Genomic DNA, 17,053 nt, shown 5'->3' with positions numbered 1-17,053 from the left:
TGGCGGCAGTGGTTCAAACCGCAGCGGCTCCGATCCTGGATACTTTTTCAATCCAGCGATCAACGTTGCCGGGCTTGGGATAGCTTGCGCCAGAAAAATAGGTGAACCGCGTTGGTTTGAAGCCGACGAACCCAAGGATCTGGTCCCGTACCTGACGGATAAGCGCCTGCCGGTATATCAGGCGCATGAACCATCCCGGCGTGTCTGAGGTCAGGATCACGCGTGCAGTACGCCCAGTCAGCATGGGCGCCGGGAACCCGATCTTTGTCGTATTCCGGGTGTCGAAAGTCCGCCCGGGGATGAATGTCCGGTCGATCAGTCCCTTGAGTTTCGCGGGAAGGCCGCCCCACCACATCGGTGTGGTCAGAACCAGATGGTCGCTCCACTCAAAGTCTTGCAGCACTTGTTCCAGAACCGGCTCAAGCGGTTTGAAATCGTGGTAATTGCCCTGACCGAAATCAAAATCGAACTGCAGGTCGCTCAGATGGACCAACCGGACGTCATGACCCTTTTTACGGGCGGCGTCTCCATACGTTTCGGCGAATATTCGTGACAGGCTGCTTTCTGCGGGGTGTCCGTCAAGGATGAGGATTTTCTTCGATTGCATTGTGATTCTCCTGAAAATGACCGTGGTCAGTTTGTAGGTAAAAAAATGACCACGGTCAATATAAATTTGACCGCGGTCAAAAATTGTGCAATTGAGCGGTATGCAAAAGACGATCCAGAAACGTACGATCAAGACCCGCGCCAAGCTTCTCTCGGCTGCCGAAGAGGTTATCCAAAATGGCGGATATGAAGCTTTGCGGGTGGAAGACGTTGTGAAGGCTGCAGGTGTTGCGAAGGGCACCTTCTTTGCGCATTTTCGCGACAAGGATGCGCTTATGGAAATTCTGATCGCGGACAACCTGAATGCGTGTCTGGATCAGGCCGAGGCCGGAACTTCACCCAAAATTGTTGCAGAGATCATCATGGCGCTGGAGCCGGTTCACAGTTTCATGACGTCCGAGCGGTATGTATTCGATCTGTTGATCAGGTATTCCGGTGCAACGGCTGTCGCTGAGATAGGACCGGTCGCCTATTGCTTTGAGAGATATTTCCGTGTCGTGATGCTGTGGCTCGAAGCTGCAGAGGTGCGAAAGGACGTGCCATGCGAGTTATTGGCCGAAGGTGTGCAGGCTTTCGCCATTCAGGCCATGTCACTGAAGTTTTGCGCGTTGCATTCAGCGACGACATTTACAGACAGGTTGGAGACCTATCTGGATGCTTGGTTGACCCCGACAGGCTGATCGCTGCCGGGGTCAAGGTTGTCAGCTGTGGATCGGGCCGTCGCCGCAAGCCAGTGCCGCTTCACGCACCGCTTCGGAATAGGTCGGGTGCGCGTGGCAGGTCAGGGCCAGATCCTCGGCGGATGCGCCGAATTCCATGGCGACGCAGACCTCGTGGATCAGATCGCCCGCAGCCGGACCGATGATATGGGCGCCAAGGATTCGGTCAGTCTCTTTGTCTGCCAGAATCTTTACGAAACCGTCAGAGGCAAAGTTGGCTTTGGCGCGACCATTGCCCATGAACATGAACTTGCCGACCTTGTAGGCACGACCCTGTTCCTTGAGCGTCGCCTCGGTCTCACCGACATTGGCGACTTCGGGCCACGTATAGATCACGCCCGGAATGACACCATAATTCACATGGCCATGCTTGCCGGCGACCACTTCGGCGGCGGCCATGCCTTCATCTTCGGCCTTGTGGGCCAACATCGGGCCTTCGATCACGTCGCCAATGGCATAAATGCCAGGTACGTTGGTTTGCCAATCCGCACCCACCTTGATCTGCCCGCGCGGGGTCATCTCGACTCCCAGCGCATCCAGCCCCAGCCCGTCGTAAAACGGTTTGCGGCCCGTGGCCACCAGCACGGTATCGGCGTCGATCACATGCTCGCTGTCGTCCTTGAGCAGCTTGTAGGTCACCTTGGCCTTGGTCTTGGTTGCTTCGGTTTTCTGCACCGCCGCACCCATGATGAAATTCAGCCCCTGTTTCTTGAGGATACGCTGGAATGTCTTCTGCACTTCCGGGTCCATGCCGGGGGTGATTTCCTTGAGAAACTCGATCACGGTTACTTCAGCACCCAAACGGCTGTAGACCGATCCCAGTTCAAGACCGATCACACCCGCGCCGATCACCACCATCTTTTTGGGGATCTTGCCCAGAGACAGCGCACCGGTGGACGTCACAACCACCTTCTCATCCACTTCGACACCAGGCAGCGAGGACGGTTCGGAGCCTGAAGCGATGATGATGCTCTTGGCCTCGTGCACCTCATCGCCCACTTTGACCTGACCGGCGGCAGGGATCGATCCCCAGCCTTTCAGCCAGTCGATCTTGTTCTTCTTGAACAGGAACTCAATGCCCTTGGTGTTGCCCTCGATCACCTCATCCTTGTAGGCTTGCATCTGCTTCCAATCGACCGAAGGGCTTTTGCCCTTCAGGCCCATCTTGGCAAAGTTGTGTTCGGCTTCGTGCAACTGATGGCTGGCATGCAGCAAAGCTTTCGAGGGGATGCAGCCCACGTTCAGGCAAGTACCACCCAGCGTTTCGCGCCCCTCGACAACAGCAGTCTTCAGACCCAGTTGAGCGCAGCGGATCGCGCAGACATAGCCGCCGGGTCCGGCGCCGATTACGATGACGTCATAATTTGCCATTAGATTCTCCTAAACCGACCGGACGATCCGGTGCTTCCCCGACCCGATTTGGTGGGTCAGGAATATCTTTTGTCAAACGGGTTCCAGCAGCTTGATCGAGATATGCGCAATGCCGCCTCGTTCGTGGTGCATTGCCAATTCCTCGGACCCGAAAAAGGCGCGCGCCTTTTCCAGATCCGTAACCTCGAACATCGCGATTGCATGGTCCTTCTGATCGGGATCGCGCCAGACATGCAGGTCGCGGATACCCGAGGCCTTGCGCATCGGCTTGTCCTCGCGGAACACTTTCAGCCAGGCGTCGAAATCCGCCACATCGGCCTGCCAGAGTACATGTGTCGCCATGGTTACAGATCCATCAGCAGGCGGCGGGGGTCTTCCAGCGCCTCTTTCACACGAACCAGGAACGTTACCGCGCCTTTGCCGTCAACGATCCGGTGGTCATAAGACAGGGCCAGATACATCATCGGGCGGATCTTGATCTCGCCATTGATGACCATCGGTCGTTCCTGGATCTTGTGCATGCCAAGAATGCCCGACTGCGGGGGGTTCAGGATCGGCGACGACATTAGCGACCCGTAAACACCACCGTTCGAGATGGTGAAGGTGCCGCCCTGCATCTCGGCCATTGAAAGCTTGCCATCGCGGGCGCGCTTGCCCTTTTCGGCGATGGCTTTTTCGATGGCTGCAAAGGACATGCTGTCCGCGTCGCGAATGACCGGTACGACCAGACCCTGCGGCGTGCCAGCAGCAACGCCCATGTGAACGAAGTTCTTGTAGACGATGTCGGTGCCATCGATCTCGGCATTGACCTCGGGCACTTCTTTCAGGGCATGGCAGCAGGCCTTGGTGAAGAAGGACATGAAGCCCAGGCGCACGCCGTGCTTCTTCTCGAACTGGTCCTTGTACTGATTGCGCAGGGCCATCACCTCGGTCATGTCCACCTCGTTATAGGTGGTCAGGATCGCGGCGGTGTTCTGCGCATCCTTCAGGCGCTTGGCAATTGTCTGACGCAGACGGGTCATCCGTACGCGTTCTTCGCGGGCCGCATCTTCGGCAGCAACCGGTGCGCGTGGAGCCTGAGCCGCTGGTGCAGACGCAGAAGCCGCAGGTGCCGGAGCAGAAGCGGCTGCAACCGCCTTGGCAACGTCTTCCTTCATGATGCGGCCATCGCGACCGGTGCCGGTGACCTGATCGGCTGACAACCCGGCTTCTGCCATCGCCTTTTCAGCCGATGGTGCGTTTGCAACATCTTTGCCGGTGCTTGCCGCAGCAGAAGCTGCCGCCGCCGCAGGAGCTGGCGCTGGAGCTGCGCCAGCGGCCGCGCCAGAGATGACTGCCAGCTTTGCGGTTGCATCCACGGTTGCACCTTCCGGCGCGACAATCTCTGCCAGAACACCGGAAGCCGGGGCCGGTACTTCGACCGAGACTTTGTCGGTTTCCAACTCACACAACATCTCGTCCTGCGCGACGCTGTCGCCGACTTGCTTGAACCAGGTTGAAACAGTTGCTTCCGTCACGGATTCGCCAAGTGTCGGGACCATCACGTCAACCGACCCGCCAGATGCGGCAGGTGCGGCCTCCGGAGCTGCTGCGGCTGTTGCTGGGGCAGGCGTGGCTGCGCCTTCGCCGGCAGTAATCGTCGCCAGCAGAGCATCGACACCAACCGTTTCTCCTTCGGCGGCTACAATCTCACCCATCACACCAGCAGAGGGAGAGGGCACTTCGACCGTGACCTTGTCAGTCTCCAGCTCACACAGCATCTCATCCACGGCGACCGCATCACCGGGCTTTTTGAACCATGTTGCAACAGTGGCTTCGGTGACCGACTCGCCAAGCGTGGGAACACGAACTTCAATCGTCATCGCTTATTTTCCTTCGATGCTCAGCGCTTCGTTAACCAGCGCTTCTTGTTGGGCTTTGTGTTGGCTGGCCAGGCCCGTTGCGGGCGAAGCCGAGGTTGCGCGACCGACGTAAGCCGGACGGGTATGTTTCGCGCCGATCCGGGACAGAACCCATTCGATATTGGGCTCAATAAAGGTCCAGGCGCCTTGGTTTTTGGGCTCTTCCTGACACCAGACCATTTCGGCATTCTTGAATCGTTCAAGCTCGTTGATCAGCGAATGTGCCGGGAAGGGATAGAACTGTTCGATCCGCATCAGGTAGACGTCGTCAATGCCACGTGCATCGCGTTCCTCCAGCAGATCAAAATAGACTTTGCCGGAACACATCACCACGCGATTGATCTTGTCATCCGCCACCAGCTTGGTGTCGGAATTACCCTTCTGTGCATCATCCCACAGCACGCGGTGGAAGCTGGAGCCGGTGGTAAAATCCTCGGCCGTGCTGACCGCCAGCTTGTGGCGCAGCAACGATTTAGGCGTCACCAGAATCAACGGCTTGCGGAACGTCCGGTGCAGTTGGCGGCGCAGGATGTGGAAATAGTTCGCGGGCGTGGTGCAGTTCGCCACGATCCAGTTGTCCTGACCGCACATTTGCAGGAACCGCTCAAGCCGCGCGGATGAGTGTTCGGGGCCCTGTCCTTCAAACCCGTGCGGCAACAGCGTAACCAAACCGGACATCCGCAGCCATTTCGATTCACCAGAACTGATGAACTGGTCGAACATGATCTGCGCGCCGTTGGCGAAGTCCCCGAACTGGGCTTCCCATAGAACAAGTGCATTGGGTTCGGCCAGCGAGTATCCGTATTCGAACCCAAGCACTGCATATTCGGACAGCATCGAGTCGATCACTTCGTACTGCGACTGGCCTGCGCGAATGTTGTTCAGCGGGTAGTACCGCTCTTCGGTTTCCTGATGAATGAACCCCGAATGGCGCTGGCTGAAGGTGCCGCGCGTGGCGTCCTGGCCAGAAAGGCGTACCGGGTACCCCTCGGTCAGCAATGACCCGAAGGCCAGCGCCTCACCAGTGGCCCAGTCAAAGCCTTTACCGGTTTCAAACATCTGCTTCTTGTGCTCAAGCAGCCGACCGACCGTCTTGTGCATGGCAAATCCGCTCGGTACGCGGGTCAGGGCGCCACCCATTTCGGCCAGAGTGTCCGGCGCGATCGCCGTCTCGCCGCGCATGTATTCGTCTTTGTTCTTGTCCAGATGCGACCAGCGCCCGTCCAGCCAATCGGCCTTGTTGGGTTTATAGTCTTTACCGGCCTCGAATTCGTCGTTCAGATGGGCCTGGAAGGCCGCTTTCATATCCTCGATTTCACCTTCGGGGATTAGGCCATCCTTGACGAGGCGTTCTGTGTACAGAGACAGCGTGGTCTTATGCGTCTTGATCTTCTTGTACATGATCGGGTTGGTGAACATGGGCTCGTCGCCCTCGTTGTGACCAAACCTGCGGTAGCAGAAGATATCCAAAACCACATCCTTGTGGAATTTCTGGCGGAACTCGGTCGCCACCTTGGCTGCATGAACAACCGCTTCGGGGTCATCCCCGTTCACGTGGAAAATCGGTGCTTCGACCATCAGCGCGATATCCGTCGGATATGGGCTGGAGCGTGAGAAATGCGGCGCGGTGGTAAAGCCGATCTGGTTGTTCACCACGATGTGCATTGTCCCGCCGGTGCGATGCCCGCGCAGACCGCTCAGGCCAAAGCCTTCGGCCACGACGCCCTGACCGGCAAAGGCCGCATCCCCATGCAGCAGAATGGCCATGACCCTGGTGCGATCAGTGTCGCCCAATTGATCCTGCTTGGCGCGGACCTTGCCCAGAACCACAGGGTTCACCGCCTCAAGGTGCGACGGGTTTGCAGTCAGCGACAGGTGTACGCTGTTGCCGTCGAACTCGCGGTCGCTTGAGGCACCCAGATGGTACTTCACATCACCCGAGCCATCCACGTCTTCGGGCTTATAGCTGCCGCCCTGGAATTCGTTGAAGATGGCGCGATAGGGCTTGCCCATTACGTTGGCTAGAACATTCAGACGACCGCGGTGCGGCATGCCGATGACGATATCGCTGAGACCCAGCGCGCCACCCCGTTTGATGATTTGCTCCATCGCCGGAATAAGCGCCTCACCGCCATCGAGACCAAAGCGCTTGGTGCCCATGTACTTGACGTGAAGGAATTTCTCAAAGCCTTCGGCCTCGACCATCTTGTTCAGAATGGCTTTGCGGCCTTCCTTGGTGAACTGGATTTCCTTGCCATAGCCCTCAATGCGCTCTTTCAGCCATGCGGCCTCTTCCGGGTTTGAGATATGCATGTATTGCAGCGCAAAAGTGCCGCAATAGGTCCGCTTCACGATCTCGACGATCTGCCGCATCGAGGCGACCTGCAGCCCCAGCACGTTGTCGATGAAGATCGGACGGTCCATGTCCGCATCGGTGAAGCCGTAGGTTTTGGGATCCAGTTCCGGATGATTGCTGGCCGCGCGCATGCCCAGCGGATCCAGATCGGCGGCCAGATGACCCCGGATCCGGTAGGCCCGGATCAGCATCAGGGCGCGCAGGCTGTCCAGCACGGCGCGCTTGATCTGGTCATCGCTGACCTCAACACCTTTGGCCTCGGCCTTGTCCTTGATCTTCTTGCCCGCCGCCTTGGCGTCAATCTCGGCCCACTCACCGGTCAGCGCACCGGTCAGATCATCGGCCGGCATCGGAGGCCAGTCCGTGCGCGCCCACGAAGGCCCTTCGGCCTCACGCTGAACATCAGGCGCGGCGTCACCCATGGCCTTGAAGAACTCGACCCAGGCAGCGTCTACCGCACCGGGGTTCTTGGTGTACTGCGCATAAAGCTGTTCCAGGTATTCGGCGTTGTGCCCCTGCATGAAGCTGGAGGCATGAAAGGCAGTATTGGGCGAGTGTTCGGTCATTGGGCTACCTCATGTGGGTTGGGACCGTATTGATTGGTGCCTGGTTGACTGGGGCGGGTCAGCCACCACAGCACCAGAAGGGGCGACACCACCAGAACGATAAGTGTCGGGATGACGATCAGCAATGTTGCGCGGGTAAACATAATGTCCAGAGTGCCACCATGCTGGAAATGAGAGGCGAGGCCGATGCCGAAGATCAGAACCGCAAACGCCCCGAGGATCAGCAGGATCGGCAGCAAAGCATAAAGCCCGCTGCGCCCGGTATCATGCATCCGTCGCCACGCGACAGCCAGATGCGGGAAGAAAACGATCAGGCTGACGATACTTTGCACCGGTTGCGAAGAAGTGGCGGTAACGGATTTGACCTCATCGCTTTCTGTGATCGCGACCTGAGTGAAGAACTGCCAGTCAATGATCCCGGCGATGATGCTCCAGATCAGGATGAACAGGAAAAAGAACCAGTACTCAGACCGCGAGGCACGACCCGAGAAGGTGAAGAACTTGGAGAAACAGGTTTGGATGGCGTCCGAGAAGGTCATCGTGACTTCTCCGGTCGCTTTGTGGTTACAGTTGTGAAAACTGACGATACATCAAATTCTGGGTCTGAGGCAGATTGCATTCGATGTATGTTCAGGATCGCGCCGTTCTTGCTTCTTTTGAACGTATCATTTTCGGAAGACTGGGACCGAAGATGAAGAACTGGCGGAAGGGATTTGGGGTCGCGGTCCGAGTCCACTAGTAACTTTTCAAAAGTAGTTGGAGAGTCTTCTTCTTTGAGCGCCAGAACACAGTTGGTTTGCTCGAACTCTCCATTCTTGTAGCTCTCGACACGCAAAACGCTTCCGGTTTGGTCACGAACAAACCATCTGTCCTTCTTTTCGGAACCATCAACTATCTTCAAATTGCGCGCACCTGTCGCATTGGTGAGAGCTAACTCCCAAGTGCTTGCGATGCGCGTGTCTGAGTAGTCGCCAGTGCCGAAGTGATTTGGTAAATAGGTGGCTGCATAAGACCGGATTGCACTGTCATCAAGATTTGCAGGCACCTGGGGCGTCCACCCAACTTGAATAAGCGCATCTGTCAGTATGGCCAGATCGGTTGCTGACTGGCATGCGCTAATGGCGTCTGAGGCCGGATCATAGTTTTCCGCACCAGCAGGTGCGGATGTGACTGCCAATAGGGCAGCCACTAAGCCTATTAAGGATTGACGGCCTCGGATCACGACTTACCCAATCGCTTCCAGCACAGCCTCGCCCAGTTGCGCCGGGCTTTCGGCCACGACGATACCGGCACTGCGCATAGCTTCGATCTTGTCCTCGGCACCGCCTTTGCCGCCAGCGACAATCGCGCCTGCGTGGCCCATGCGGCGGCCCGGAGGGGCTGTGCGGCCAGCGATGAACCCTGCAGTCGGTTTCTTGCGGCCTTTCTTGGCCTCGTCCGCCAGGAACTGCGCGGCTTCTTCCTCGGCCGAGCCGCCGATCTCACCGATCATGATGATCGACTCGGTTTCGTCATCGGCCAGGAACCACTCCAGAACGTCGATATGCTCCGTGCCTTTGATCGGGTCGCCGCCGATGCCGACGCAGGTGGACTGGCCCAGACCCACATCGGTGGTCTGCTTGACGGCCTCATAGGTCAGGGTGCCCGAACGCGACACAACGCCGACCGAGCCGCGCTTGTGGATGTGGCCGGGCATGATGCCGATCTTGCAGGCGTCGGGCGTGATGACACCGGGGCAGTTGGGGCCGATCAGGCGCGAGCTTGAGCCTTCCAGCGCCCGCTTCACCTTCATCATGTCCAGAACCGGGATGCCTTCGGTGATGCAGACGATCACTTCCATCTCGGCATCAATCGCTTCGAGAATCGAATCCGCGGCAAACGGCGGCGGTACATAGATCACCGAAGCGTTGGCTTCGGTCACGTGCTTGGCTTCGTGAACCGAGTTGAACACGGGCAAGCCCAGATGCTCCATCCCGCCTTTGCCGGGGGTTACGCCGCCGACCATCTTGGTGCCATAGGCAATGGCCTGTTCGCTGTGGAATGTACCCTGCGAGCCGGTAAAGCCCTGACAGATCACTTTGGTGTTTTCGTCGATGAGGACTGCCATTTTGTCCCTTTCTCTAGGCGGTGTTGGATTGATTGGGTTCAGTCGCCGGCAGAACCTGCGGCGCATAGGTAATCTTCTCGAGCGTGGCACGTCCCAGGGCCAGGTTGGCCGTCGTGCGAAGGCCGCTGCTGATTTCGGCGATGCCACGCCTAACTTTTTGTCGGATCAGGGGCCAGCCCTTGGGACGCGCGCGTGGCGCACCCATCTGGTATTCGCCGGGCGCTTCGTTGCCCTGTTCGACCATGGCCGGGATCACCTGATAGATGTTGATCTGACGCGCCGCCGGCGAGGCGGAAGGGTTGAACAACAAACCATCCAGCGTAATGTCAAAGGGTTTCTGTGCCAGAAAGTGCCGGGCCGCTTCGCGTGTCAGCGCATAAGCTGCACCACCGGGATGGCGCGAGCGCATCAGGCGCAGTTCCCGTCCCAAATGGGACAACCGCTTGCGTCCAAGTGCCACGTAAAGCTTCGTGCTGCGCCAACGTTCGAACCGAACGATGTCGGCATCCTCTGGCCACCAGGACGGATCGTTCAGCCAGTCTGCCAGTTCCGGTGTCAGGAAAACATCATCCTCAAGGATCAAGGCCCGTTCCGCGCCCGAGGCAATCACCGCCTCCCACGCTTTGGCGTGGCTGAGGGTGCAAGCCATGTCCTTGGTATGGAAATAGCCCCAAGGTCCTTCCGCCCGGCATTCCCGCAGAAAGTCCTCACGGGTGGTGGCATCGCAGTCAACAGCGTTGACGCGCGTCGCCGACAGGCCTGCCGTTTGCAGCTCCTGCTCCATCAAGCGCGCCCGCCCTGTGGCGCGTTCGAGGCCTATGAGGAAGATGGGGATGGTCATCAGATCGATTGCTTCTTTCGGCCTTGCGCGGCAGTGATTTGCAGCTTGGTATTTGCCGCGATGGGGCGGGCCCGAGGCCAGCCCCACTCAAACAAGCTTACCCCTTAACTGCCTTCACGATCTTCTCGGCACCGTCTTTCAGGTTGTCTGCCGCGATCACGTCCAGGCCAGAGGTGTTGATGATCTCTTTGCCCTTCTCGACATTCGTGCCTTCCAGACGCACGACCAGCGGCACTTTCAGGCCGACCTCTTTCACTGCGGCGACAACGCCCTCGGCGATCACGTCGCAACGCATGATGCCGCCGAAGATGTTGACCAGAATGCCTTTGACCTGCGGGTCCGAGGTGATGATCTTGAACGCCTCGGTCACTTTCTCTTTGGTGGCGCCGCCACCCACGTCGAGGAAGTTGGCAGGCTCTGCCCCGTAAAGCTTGATGATGTCCATCGTGGCCATCGCCAGACCGGCGCCGTTGACCATGCAGCCGATCTCACCATCCAGTGCGATGTAGTTCAGGTCGTACTTGGAGGCTTCCAGTTCCTTGGGATCTTCCTCGGTCGTGTCGCGCAACTCGGCGATGTCGGGGTGGCGGTAGACCGCGTTGCCGTCAAAACCGACCTTGGCGTCCAGTACTTTGAGGTCGCCCTTGTCGGACACGATCAGCGGGTTGATCTCCAGCATCTCCATGTCCTTCTCGACGAAGGCGGCATACAGCTGGCTCATCAGTTTGACGCATTGCTTGACCTGCGCGCCTTCCAGACCCAGCGAGAAGGCGATGCGGCGGCCGTGATAGGGCATGTAACCGGTGGCCGGATCGACCGAGAAGGACAGGATTTTCTCGGGCGTCGCGGCGGCCACTTCTTCGATGTCCATGCCGCCCTCGGTCGAACAGACGAAGGAAATGCGGCTGGTCTGACGATCCACCAGCAGAGCCAGGTACAGTTCACGCTCGATGCCCGAGCCTGCTTCGATATAGATGCGGTTGACCTGCTTGCCCGCCGGACCGGTCTGATGAGTGACCAGCGTACGGCCCAGCATCTTTTTGGCTTCTTCAGCGGCTTCTTCAACCGATTTGGTCAGACGAACACCGCCTTTTTCACCGGCGTCGGCCTCTTTGAACGAACCCTTGCCGCGACCACCCGCGTGGATTTGTGCTTTGACAACCCAAAGCGGGCCGTCCAGCTCACCTGCTGCGGTTTTGGCTTCTTCGGCGCGCAACACTGCGCGACCATCGGACACCGGTGCGCCGTAGCTGCGAAGGAGGGCTTTGGCCTGATATTCGTGAATGTTCATCGAAACTGTCCCGTCTGACTGCGTTTAAACGTTATAGGGGTGTTTAAACGTCAGATTTAAAGGGTTTTCTGACTCCTTGGGGCGATTAGCCAAAGATTTTCAACTTTTGTGATCACGGTTTTTTCGCGTGTGATCACAAATTCAGTGCGCTGCGACGCTTGATTCGACAATCCGAGGATTTGTGCAAAAAAACTCATTCTTCGAGGCTCAGCTTACTGCTTACGCTAACAACATCGGTCACACTTGTGGAGCGTACACCGTATGCGAGCGCGGGAAAACGCAGCGGCGCTGACTGTCTCGGGCGTCGCTTGGGCTTGGCGGTTGTCAGTTGGTTGGATAGTCTCCCGATGCCGCAAGGTGCGGCAGATTGATAGCCAGAAGGGTCCAACAGGATGAATGCACAAGGCCACAGCCTTCCGGATGCCTTGACGCTTGTCTTTGATGGTGCGGGTCGGGCGACGACGGTAAACGACGACAGTTTTCCGGTTTGGTCACCGCCGGATACCGGGGTTGGGTTCGCATGGCAGCACCTGCGACTGGAAGCGCCAGCCACTCAATCGCTTCTGCGCGCCAGCGGGTTGGACGAATTTGTGATTGACGCGCTGATGGCTGACGAAACCCGGCCTCGGTGTACCGTACACGGTGACGGCGTCATCCTGAACCTGAGAGGCGTAAACCTGCTGCCGGATCAACTACCCGAAGATATGATTTCGGTCCGGATGTGGCTGACGGAAGCCAAAGTGATAGGTGTCTGGCGTCGGCCACTGGACGCGGTTTTCGATTTTCTGGCGTCGATAGAACGGGGGCAAGGCCCAAGAACACCCGGTGATTTTGTCGCGCGCATGGCGCTTCGGCTGGCCGACCGGGCCGAGCCGGCGATCACAGATCTAAACGAGCGCGTGGATGATCTTGAGGAAATCCTTTTGGAACCGGATGCCGATATCTCGCGGACAGAGCTTTCAGCGATCCGTCGGTCGTCGATTGTTCTGCGCGGTTACCTCGTACCCCAACGCGATGCGCTGACCACCTTGGAAATCGAAGACCTGCCCTGGCTCCAGGCGCTAGATCGGTCACGTTTACGCGAAGCATCGGAACGCATCTATCGGATCGGCGAGGACCTTGCCGCGGTTCGCGAACGAGTCCAGATCATTCATGACCAATTGATGGATCAGCGCGCCGAACGCATGAACAGCCGGATGCTAGTTCTGTCGGTCGTGAGTGCGGTGTTTCTTCCGCTAAGTCTGGTCGCGGGGGTTCTTGGGATCAATGTCGGCGGCGTGCCTGGTGCAAGCAACCCAAGCGCCTTCTGGGAGGTGTGTGTCCTGTTAGTCGTTTTAGGGGGGGTGCTTCTGGCCGTAGCTAGATGGTTAGGCATGTTCCGGTAGGTTGGGTTTAGGTCGGGCAATGTAAGTCGGGCAATGTAAAAAGCCCCGCCACAATCTCGGGCGGGGCTCTATTCTGTTCTGGCTCTCCTGTCGCCAGATCCACAGGCGACAGGGGTAGGCTACTATGCCAGTGAGCTGTCGATACCCTTGCAAGCGTCGATCAGACCTTTCACTGCGTTCACAGAGTTGTCGAAACCTGCCTGCTCGTCTTCGTTCAGCTTGATGTCAACGATACGCTCGACACCACCAGCACCGATGACGGTCGGAACGCCGACATAGAGGCCATCGACGCCCAGCTCGCCGTTGCAGTAGGCCGCGCATGGCAGAACGCGTTTCTGGTCTTTCAGATAGGCCTCGGCCATTTCGATCGCCGACGTGGCAGGCGCGTAATAGGCAGAACCGGTCTTCAACAGGCCAACAATTTCAGCGCCGCCGTCACGGGTGCGCTGCACGATGGCGTCCAGTTTCTCTTGCGTGGTCCAGCCCATCTCGACCAGATCAGGCAGCGGAATACCGGCAACCGTCGAGTAGCGTACCGACGGTACCATGGTGTCGCCGTGGCCGCCCAGCACGAATGCGGTGACGTCGCGCATCGAGACGTTGAACTCTTCCGACAGGAAATGTGCAAAGCGGGCCGAGTCAAGCACCCCAGCCATGCCACAAACCTTGTTGTGCGGCAGGCCCGAGAATTCACGCAGGGCCCAGACCATGGCATCCAGCGGGTTGGTGATGCAGATCACGAACGCATCGGGTGCGTGGGCAGCGATGCCTTCACCGACCGACTTCATGACCTTCAGGTTGATGCCCAGCAAATCATCGCGGCTCATGCCCGGCTTGCGGGCCACGCCTGCGGTCACGATGCACACATCCGCACCAGCGATATCGGCATAGTCGCTGGTGCCTTTCATCGAGGCGTCGAACCCTTCCGAAGGGCCGGATTCAGCGATGTCGAGCGCCTTGCCCTGCGGCAGCCCGTCTGCGATGTCAAACAGGACAACGTCACCCAGTTCTTTGACAGCTGCGAGATGTGCAAGCGTGCCGCCGATGTTCCCCGCGCCGATCAGCGCAATCTTGGGTCTGGCCATTTGGAATATCTCCGGTCGGTATTGAAATCGCGGCTGTGCTAGTCGTTAAAACGTCAATAGGCAAGGGTTCTGCGACGTGGCATACAACCGCATACCGTTTGCAGGCCCTGCTTTGATTGCGCTAAACGGCCTTTGAGATAAGCCAAAACCGGGACCGTCACATGTTCGAACTGAACCTGATGTTTTTTGCCGTGGCGATCCCGGCAGTGATCTTTGCCGGTATCTCAAAGGGTGGTTTCGGTTCTGGCGTGGCCTTTGCTTCTTCGTCGATTCTGGCCTTGATCCTGACGCCCGGGCAGGCTTTGGCCTTGATGCTGCCGATTCTGATGGTGATCGACGTGGCCACACTGGGTCCGTATTGGAGACGGTGGAGTTGGCCGGATTCACGTCTACTGATTCTGGGCGCGGTACCCGGCGTGGCGATGGGTGCGTGGCTTTATCGTGCAACGGATGATGACCTGCTGCGCCTGCTGATCGGTGGCATCTCTGTCGGGTTCGTGATTTGGCACATGGCGCAATCGCAAGGTTGGGTGCGCGGGTTTGCCAGGCGACTTCCGCCGTCTTATGGTCTTTTTGCCGGGCTGGTCGCGGGTTTCACAAGCTTCGTCAGCCACGCCGGCGGCCCCCCGGCGGCTGTCTATCTTTTGTCTCAACGGCTGACCAAAACCGAGTTTCAGGCCAGCACGGTATTGGTTTTCTGGGTGATCAATATCGCGAAATTTGTACCCTACGCTTATCTGGGCATGTTCACATGGCAGACGTTGTGGGCGGACTTGTTGCTGACACCCTTTGCGATCTTGGGGGCATGGCTGGGCGTCCGGGCACATTTCATGTTGTCCGAACGCCTGTTCTTTGGGCTCGCCTATGTGCTGCTGACACTTACCGGCAGCAAGCTGATCTGGGACTCGTTTACCTGATCAGGCATTGGGGGGCAGCGCCTCGGCCACATCTTCAAAAGACTGACCCGAAGCCACAAGGCAGGTGATCCCGTTGGGCATGGTCACCGTGATGGTCCAGCTGCCGCTTTCGTTCGAGGCAAAAAGCTCCATTACTGCGCCTTTCCGGGCCAGCCCCAAACCTCTGCGCGTTTCACCATAGGCCTCGTGCAACTGTTCCAACACATCTTCTCGAGGCGCACAGTTTTGACCCTGAGCGTGCACGTGCTGCGCGGCCAGAACAATGATTCCAAGCCCCATTGTCATCTTGAACACCGTCTTTTGCATCCCGTACCCTTTTTCGGTTCCATCTGCCGATCAGGGTGGATGGCAAGGGACGAAATCCAGTTAAGGGAACGCACGTTGCGTCGGGCTTGCTGCAGTGCGGCGATTTTATGCTTGAACTTTACTGCAAAAAATGCCCCATTTCGCGCAACTTTATTTCAATGGGAGTGGTCTATGGATTCTCGTCAGCGCCCCTATCGTTCAGTTCTGTACATCCCTGGCTCGAAGGATAGAGCCCTGGACAAGGCCCGCACTCTGCCCGTGGATGCGATCATCTTTGATCTAGAGGATGCAGTTGCAGCGGACGAAAAAGAAAACGCGCGCGAAACGCTGAAAGGCGCCCTGTCTGATGGGGGCTATGGCGCACGGGTCAAGATCGTCCGGATCAATGGGCTGGACACCGAATGGGGGCGTGCCGACGCCGAGGCGGTGCGCGACATGGATGCCGACGTTGTTCTGTTGCCCAAGGTGAATTCGGCGACCGACGTAGATGCATTGGCGGCGATCACCGGAGAATTGCCGATCTGGGCCATGATGGAAACACCGCGCGGAATGCTCAACGCGGCGGAAATCGCTGCGCATCCGCTGATGGCCGGGTTCGTGATGGGCACGAACGATCTGGCCAAAGAGCTGCAAACCCGCTTCCGTCCTGATCGCTTGCCGATGATGACTTCGCTGGGTCTGTGCCTGTTGGCTGCCAAAGCCGAGGGGTTGATCATCGTCGATGGCGTGTACAACGCTTTCAAGGATGCCGAGGGTCTGGCCGATGAGTGTGCACAAGGCCGAGACATGGGCTTTGATGGCAAAACGCTGATCCATCCGGCCCAGGTCGATGTGGCCAATAAAGCCTTTGCGCCATCGGATGATGAGATCGACCTGGCCCGCCGTCAAATCTCGGCATTTGAAGAGACCGAAGCGCAAGGGCAGGGTGTTGCTGTCGTGGATGGCAAGATTGTTGAAAATCTGCACGTTGTAACTGCCCGCGAAATTCTGGCAAAAGCAGAGGCAATATCAGCTTTGCAAGCGGGGTAAGCCAGCATGGGCTTTTTTCTTCTGATCTTGGGCGTCGCGTTGTGGTGGGCAGCGCATCTATTCAAACGTGTGGCACCCGAACGCCGCGCCGCAATGGGCGACGGGGGCAAAGGGGCAGTTGCTCTGGCACTGGTCGCGTCGATCCTGCTGATGGTGTTCGGCTATCGTATGACCGACTTCATCTATGTCTGGGCGCCGCCGACCTTCCTGATTCACGTCAATAATCTGTTGGTTCTTATCGCGATCTACATGATGAGTCCTGCAGGTACCAAAGGTCGGGTGCTGAACAAGTTTCGCCATCCGATGCTCGGCGGGTTCAAGCTGTGGGCCTTTGCGCATTTGCTGGTGAACGGAGATCTGGCTTCGATCATCCTGTTCGGCGGTCTTCTGGCATGGGCTGTGGTCGAAGTCATTGTAATCAACAAGTCCGAACCTGCCTGGGCGCCGGGTGAGCCCGGGACTTACGGCAAGGATGCGATGTTCTTTGTGGCGTCGATCGTGCTGCTGGGGATTATCGGATATATCCACGGCCTGGTCGGTCCTTCTCCGTTCGGCTCATGAGGACCTGACCCC

General features: G+C 58.1%; 17 protein-coding genes. 5 read left to right on the top strand and 12 right to left on the bottom strand.

Annotation, left to right across the window (positions count from 1 at the left end):
• Positions 1–13 precede the first annotated feature (13 nt).
• Positions 14–607 (bottom strand): NAD(P)H-dependent oxidoreductase, encoded by a 594-nt coding sequence (locus D1823_RS12245; RefSeq protein ID WP_117870378.1) that lies wholly within the window; start codon positions 605–607, stop codon positions 14–16.
• A 100-nt stretch (positions 608–707) separates the two neighbouring features.
• On the opposite strand from D1823_RS12245, the gene D1823_RS12240 reads away from it, so the two are divergent.
• Positions 708–1,286 (top strand): TetR/AcrR family transcriptional regulator, encoded by a 579-nt coding sequence (locus tag D1823_RS12240; protein ID WP_117870376.1) that lies wholly within the window; start codon positions 708–710, stop codon positions 1,284–1,286.
• 21 nt (positions 1,287–1,307) lie between these two features.
• Here the strand turns inward: D1823_RS12240 and lpdA are convergent, their stop codons facing one another.
• From lpdA to sucC, 9 genes are all read right to left on the bottom strand, one after another.
• Positions 1,308–2,696: a dihydrolipoyl dehydrogenase gene (lpdA, locus tag D1823_RS12235; RefSeq protein WP_117870374.1), complete on the bottom strand. Its 1,389-nt coding sequence runs from the start codon at positions 2,694–2,696 to the stop codon at positions 1,308–1,310.
• A 72-nt stretch (positions 2,697–2,768) separates the two neighbouring features.
• Positions 2,769–3,038 carry a hypothetical protein gene (locus tag D1823_RS12230; RefSeq protein ID WP_117870372.1) on the bottom strand — a complete coding sequence of 90 codons (270 nt, stop codon included), beginning with the start codon at positions 3,036–3,038 and terminating at the stop codon, positions 2,769–2,771.
• 2 nt (positions 3,039–3,040) lie between these two features.
• The gene (odhB, locus tag D1823_RS12225) at positions 3,041–4,558 is read right to left on the bottom strand and encodes a 2-oxoglutarate dehydrogenase complex dihydrolipoyllysine-residue succinyltransferase (RefSeq protein WP_117870370.1); all 1,518 of its coding nucleotides are present in this window, start codon (positions 4,556–4,558) and stop codon (positions 3,041–3,043) included.
• Positions 4,559–4,561: 3 nt separating this feature from the next.
• A complete protein-coding gene (locus D1823_RS12220) occupies positions 4,562–7,519 on the bottom strand; it encodes a 2-oxoglutarate dehydrogenase E1 component (protein WP_117870368.1) in 2,958 nt (985 codons plus the stop codon).
• Positions 7,516–8,058: a DUF805 domain-containing protein gene (locus tag D1823_RS12215; RefSeq protein WP_117870366.1), complete on the bottom strand. Its 543-nt coding sequence runs from the start codon at positions 8,056–8,058 to the stop codon at positions 7,516–7,518. The genes D1823_RS12220 and D1823_RS12215 overlap by 4 nt, the downstream gene beginning before the upstream one ends.
• Entirely contained in the window at positions 8,055–8,696 is a 642-nt protein-coding gene (locus D1823_RS12210; RefSeq protein WP_162896827.1) for a hypothetical protein, read from the bottom strand. Before D1823_RS12210 ends, D1823_RS12215 begins: the two co-directional genes overlap by 4 nt.
• A gap of 48 nt (positions 8,697–8,744) precedes the next feature.
• Positions 8,745–9,626, bottom strand: a complete 882-nt coding sequence (gene sucD, locus D1823_RS12205) for a succinate--CoA ligase subunit alpha (protein ID WP_117870362.1) — start codon at positions 9,624–9,626, stop codon at positions 8,745–8,747.
• Positions 9,627–9,639: 13 nt separating this feature from the next.
• Entirely contained in the window at positions 9,640–10,467 is an 828-nt protein-coding gene (locus D1823_RS12200) for a glycosyltransferase family 25 protein (protein WP_162896826.1), read from the bottom strand.
• A gap of 97 nt (positions 10,468–10,564) precedes the next feature.
• The gene (sucC, locus tag D1823_RS12195) at positions 10,565–11,758 is read right to left on the bottom strand and encodes an ADP-forming succinate--CoA ligase subunit beta (protein ID WP_117870358.1); all 1,194 of its coding nucleotides are present in this window, start codon (positions 11,756–11,758) and stop codon (positions 10,565–10,567) included.
• A gap of 392 nt (positions 11,759–12,150) precedes the next feature.
• Here sucC and D1823_RS12190 point away from each other — a divergent pair, with 392 nt between their 5' ends.
• On the top strand, positions 12,151–13,143 hold the full coding sequence (locus D1823_RS12190; RefSeq protein ID WP_117870356.1) for a zinc transporter ZntB: 993 nt from the start codon (positions 12,151–12,153) through the stop codon (positions 13,141–13,143).
• A gap of 122 nt (positions 13,144–13,265) precedes the next feature.
• Here D1823_RS12190 and mdh read toward each other — a convergent pair whose 3' ends face one another.
• Positions 13,266–14,228, bottom strand: coding sequence for a malate dehydrogenase (gene mdh / locus D1823_RS12185; RefSeq protein ID WP_117870353.1), 963 nt, complete (start codon positions 14,226–14,228; stop codon positions 13,266–13,268).
• A gap of 161 nt (positions 14,229–14,389) precedes the next feature.
• Between mdh and D1823_RS12180 the strand changes: the two genes are divergently transcribed.
• Positions 14,390–15,145, top strand: coding sequence for a sulfite exporter TauE/SafE family protein (locus tag D1823_RS12180; RefSeq protein WP_117870351.1), 756 nt, complete (start codon positions 14,390–14,392; stop codon positions 15,143–15,145).
• On the opposite strand, the gene D1823_RS12175 is transcribed toward D1823_RS12180, so the two are convergent.
• Entirely contained in the window at positions 15,146–15,451 is a 306-nt protein-coding gene (locus tag D1823_RS12175) for a hypothetical protein (RefSeq protein ID WP_117870349.1), read from the bottom strand. It abuts the gene before it with no gap.
• 171 nt (positions 15,452–15,622) lie between these two features.
• On the opposite strand from D1823_RS12175, the gene D1823_RS12170 reads away from it, so the two are divergent.
• The gene (locus tag D1823_RS12170; RefSeq protein WP_117870347.1) at positions 15,623–16,480 is read left to right on the top strand and encodes a CoA ester lyase; all 858 of its coding nucleotides are present in this window, start codon (positions 15,623–15,625) and stop codon (positions 16,478–16,480) included.
• Between the two features lie 6 nt (positions 16,481–16,486).
• On the top strand, positions 16,487–17,041 hold the full coding sequence (locus D1823_RS12165; RefSeq protein WP_117870345.1) for an NnrU family protein: 555 nt from the start codon (positions 16,487–16,489) through the stop codon (positions 17,039–17,041).
• Positions 17,042–17,053: the final 12 nt, after the last annotated feature.

The sequence above is a fragment of the Ruegeria sp. AD91A genome (assembly GCF_003443535.1).
GTDB lineage: Bacteria > Pseudomonadota > Alphaproteobacteria > Rhodobacterales > Rhodobacteraceae > Ruegeria.
The sequence above is the reverse complement of the archived record's forward strand: the minus strand, read 5'-3'. Positions and strand labels throughout refer to the sequence as shown.

Bases quoted from the DNA above. Each gene is read 5' to 3' on its own strand.
- D1823_RS12245 (WP_117870378.1), bottom strand. From the start codon at position 607: ATGCAATCGAAGAAAATCCTCATCCTTGACGGACACCCCGCAGAAAGC.
- D1823_RS12240 (WP_117870376.1), top strand. From the start codon at position 708: ATGCAAAAGACGATCCAGAAACGTACGATCAAGACCCGCGCCAAGCTT.
- lpdA (WP_117870374.1), bottom strand. From the start codon at position 2,696: ATGGCAAATTATGACGTCATCGTAATCGGCGCCGGACCCGGCGGCTAT.
- D1823_RS12230 (WP_117870372.1), bottom strand. From the start codon at position 3,038: ATGGCGACACATGTACTCTGGCAGGCCGATGTGGCGGATTTCGACGCC.
- odhB (WP_117870370.1), bottom strand. From the start codon at position 4,558: ATGACGATTGAAGTTCGTGTTCCCACGCTTGGCGAGTCGGTCACCGAA.
- D1823_RS12220 (WP_117870368.1), bottom strand. From the start codon at position 7,519: ATGACCGAACACTCGCCCAATACTGCCTTTCATGCCTCCAGCTTCATG.
- D1823_RS12215 (WP_117870366.1), bottom strand. From the start codon at position 8,058: ATGACCTTCTCGGACGCCATCCAAACCTGTTTCTCCAAGTTCTTCACC.
- sucD (WP_117870362.1), bottom strand. From the start codon at position 9,626: ATGGCAGTCCTCATCGACGAAAACACCAAAGTGATCTGTCAGGGCTTT.
- D1823_RS12200 (WP_162896826.1), bottom strand. From the start codon at position 10,467: ATGACCATCCCCATCTTCCTCATAGGCCTCGAACGCGCCACAGGGCGG.
- sucC (WP_117870358.1), bottom strand. From the start codon at position 11,758: ATGAACATTCACGAATATCAGGCCAAAGCCCTCCTTCGCAGCTACGGC.
- D1823_RS12190 (WP_117870356.1), top strand. From the start codon at position 12,151: ATGAATGCACAAGGCCACAGCCTTCCGGATGCCTTGACGCTTGTCTTT.
- mdh (WP_117870353.1), bottom strand. From the start codon at position 14,228: ATGGCCAGACCCAAGATTGCGCTGATCGGCGCGGGGAACATCGGCGGC.
- D1823_RS12180 (WP_117870351.1), top strand. From the start codon at position 14,390: ATGTTCGAACTGAACCTGATGTTTTTTGCCGTGGCGATCCCGGCAGTG.
- D1823_RS12175 (WP_117870349.1), bottom strand. From the start codon at position 15,451: ATGCAAAAGACGGTGTTCAAGATGACAATGGGGCTTGGAATCATTGTT.
- D1823_RS12170 (WP_117870347.1), top strand. From the start codon at position 15,623: ATGGATTCTCGTCAGCGCCCCTATCGTTCAGTTCTGTACATCCCTGGC.
- D1823_RS12165 (WP_117870345.1), top strand. From the start codon at position 16,487: ATGGGCTTTTTTCTTCTGATCTTGGGCGTCGCGTTGTGGTGGGCAGCG.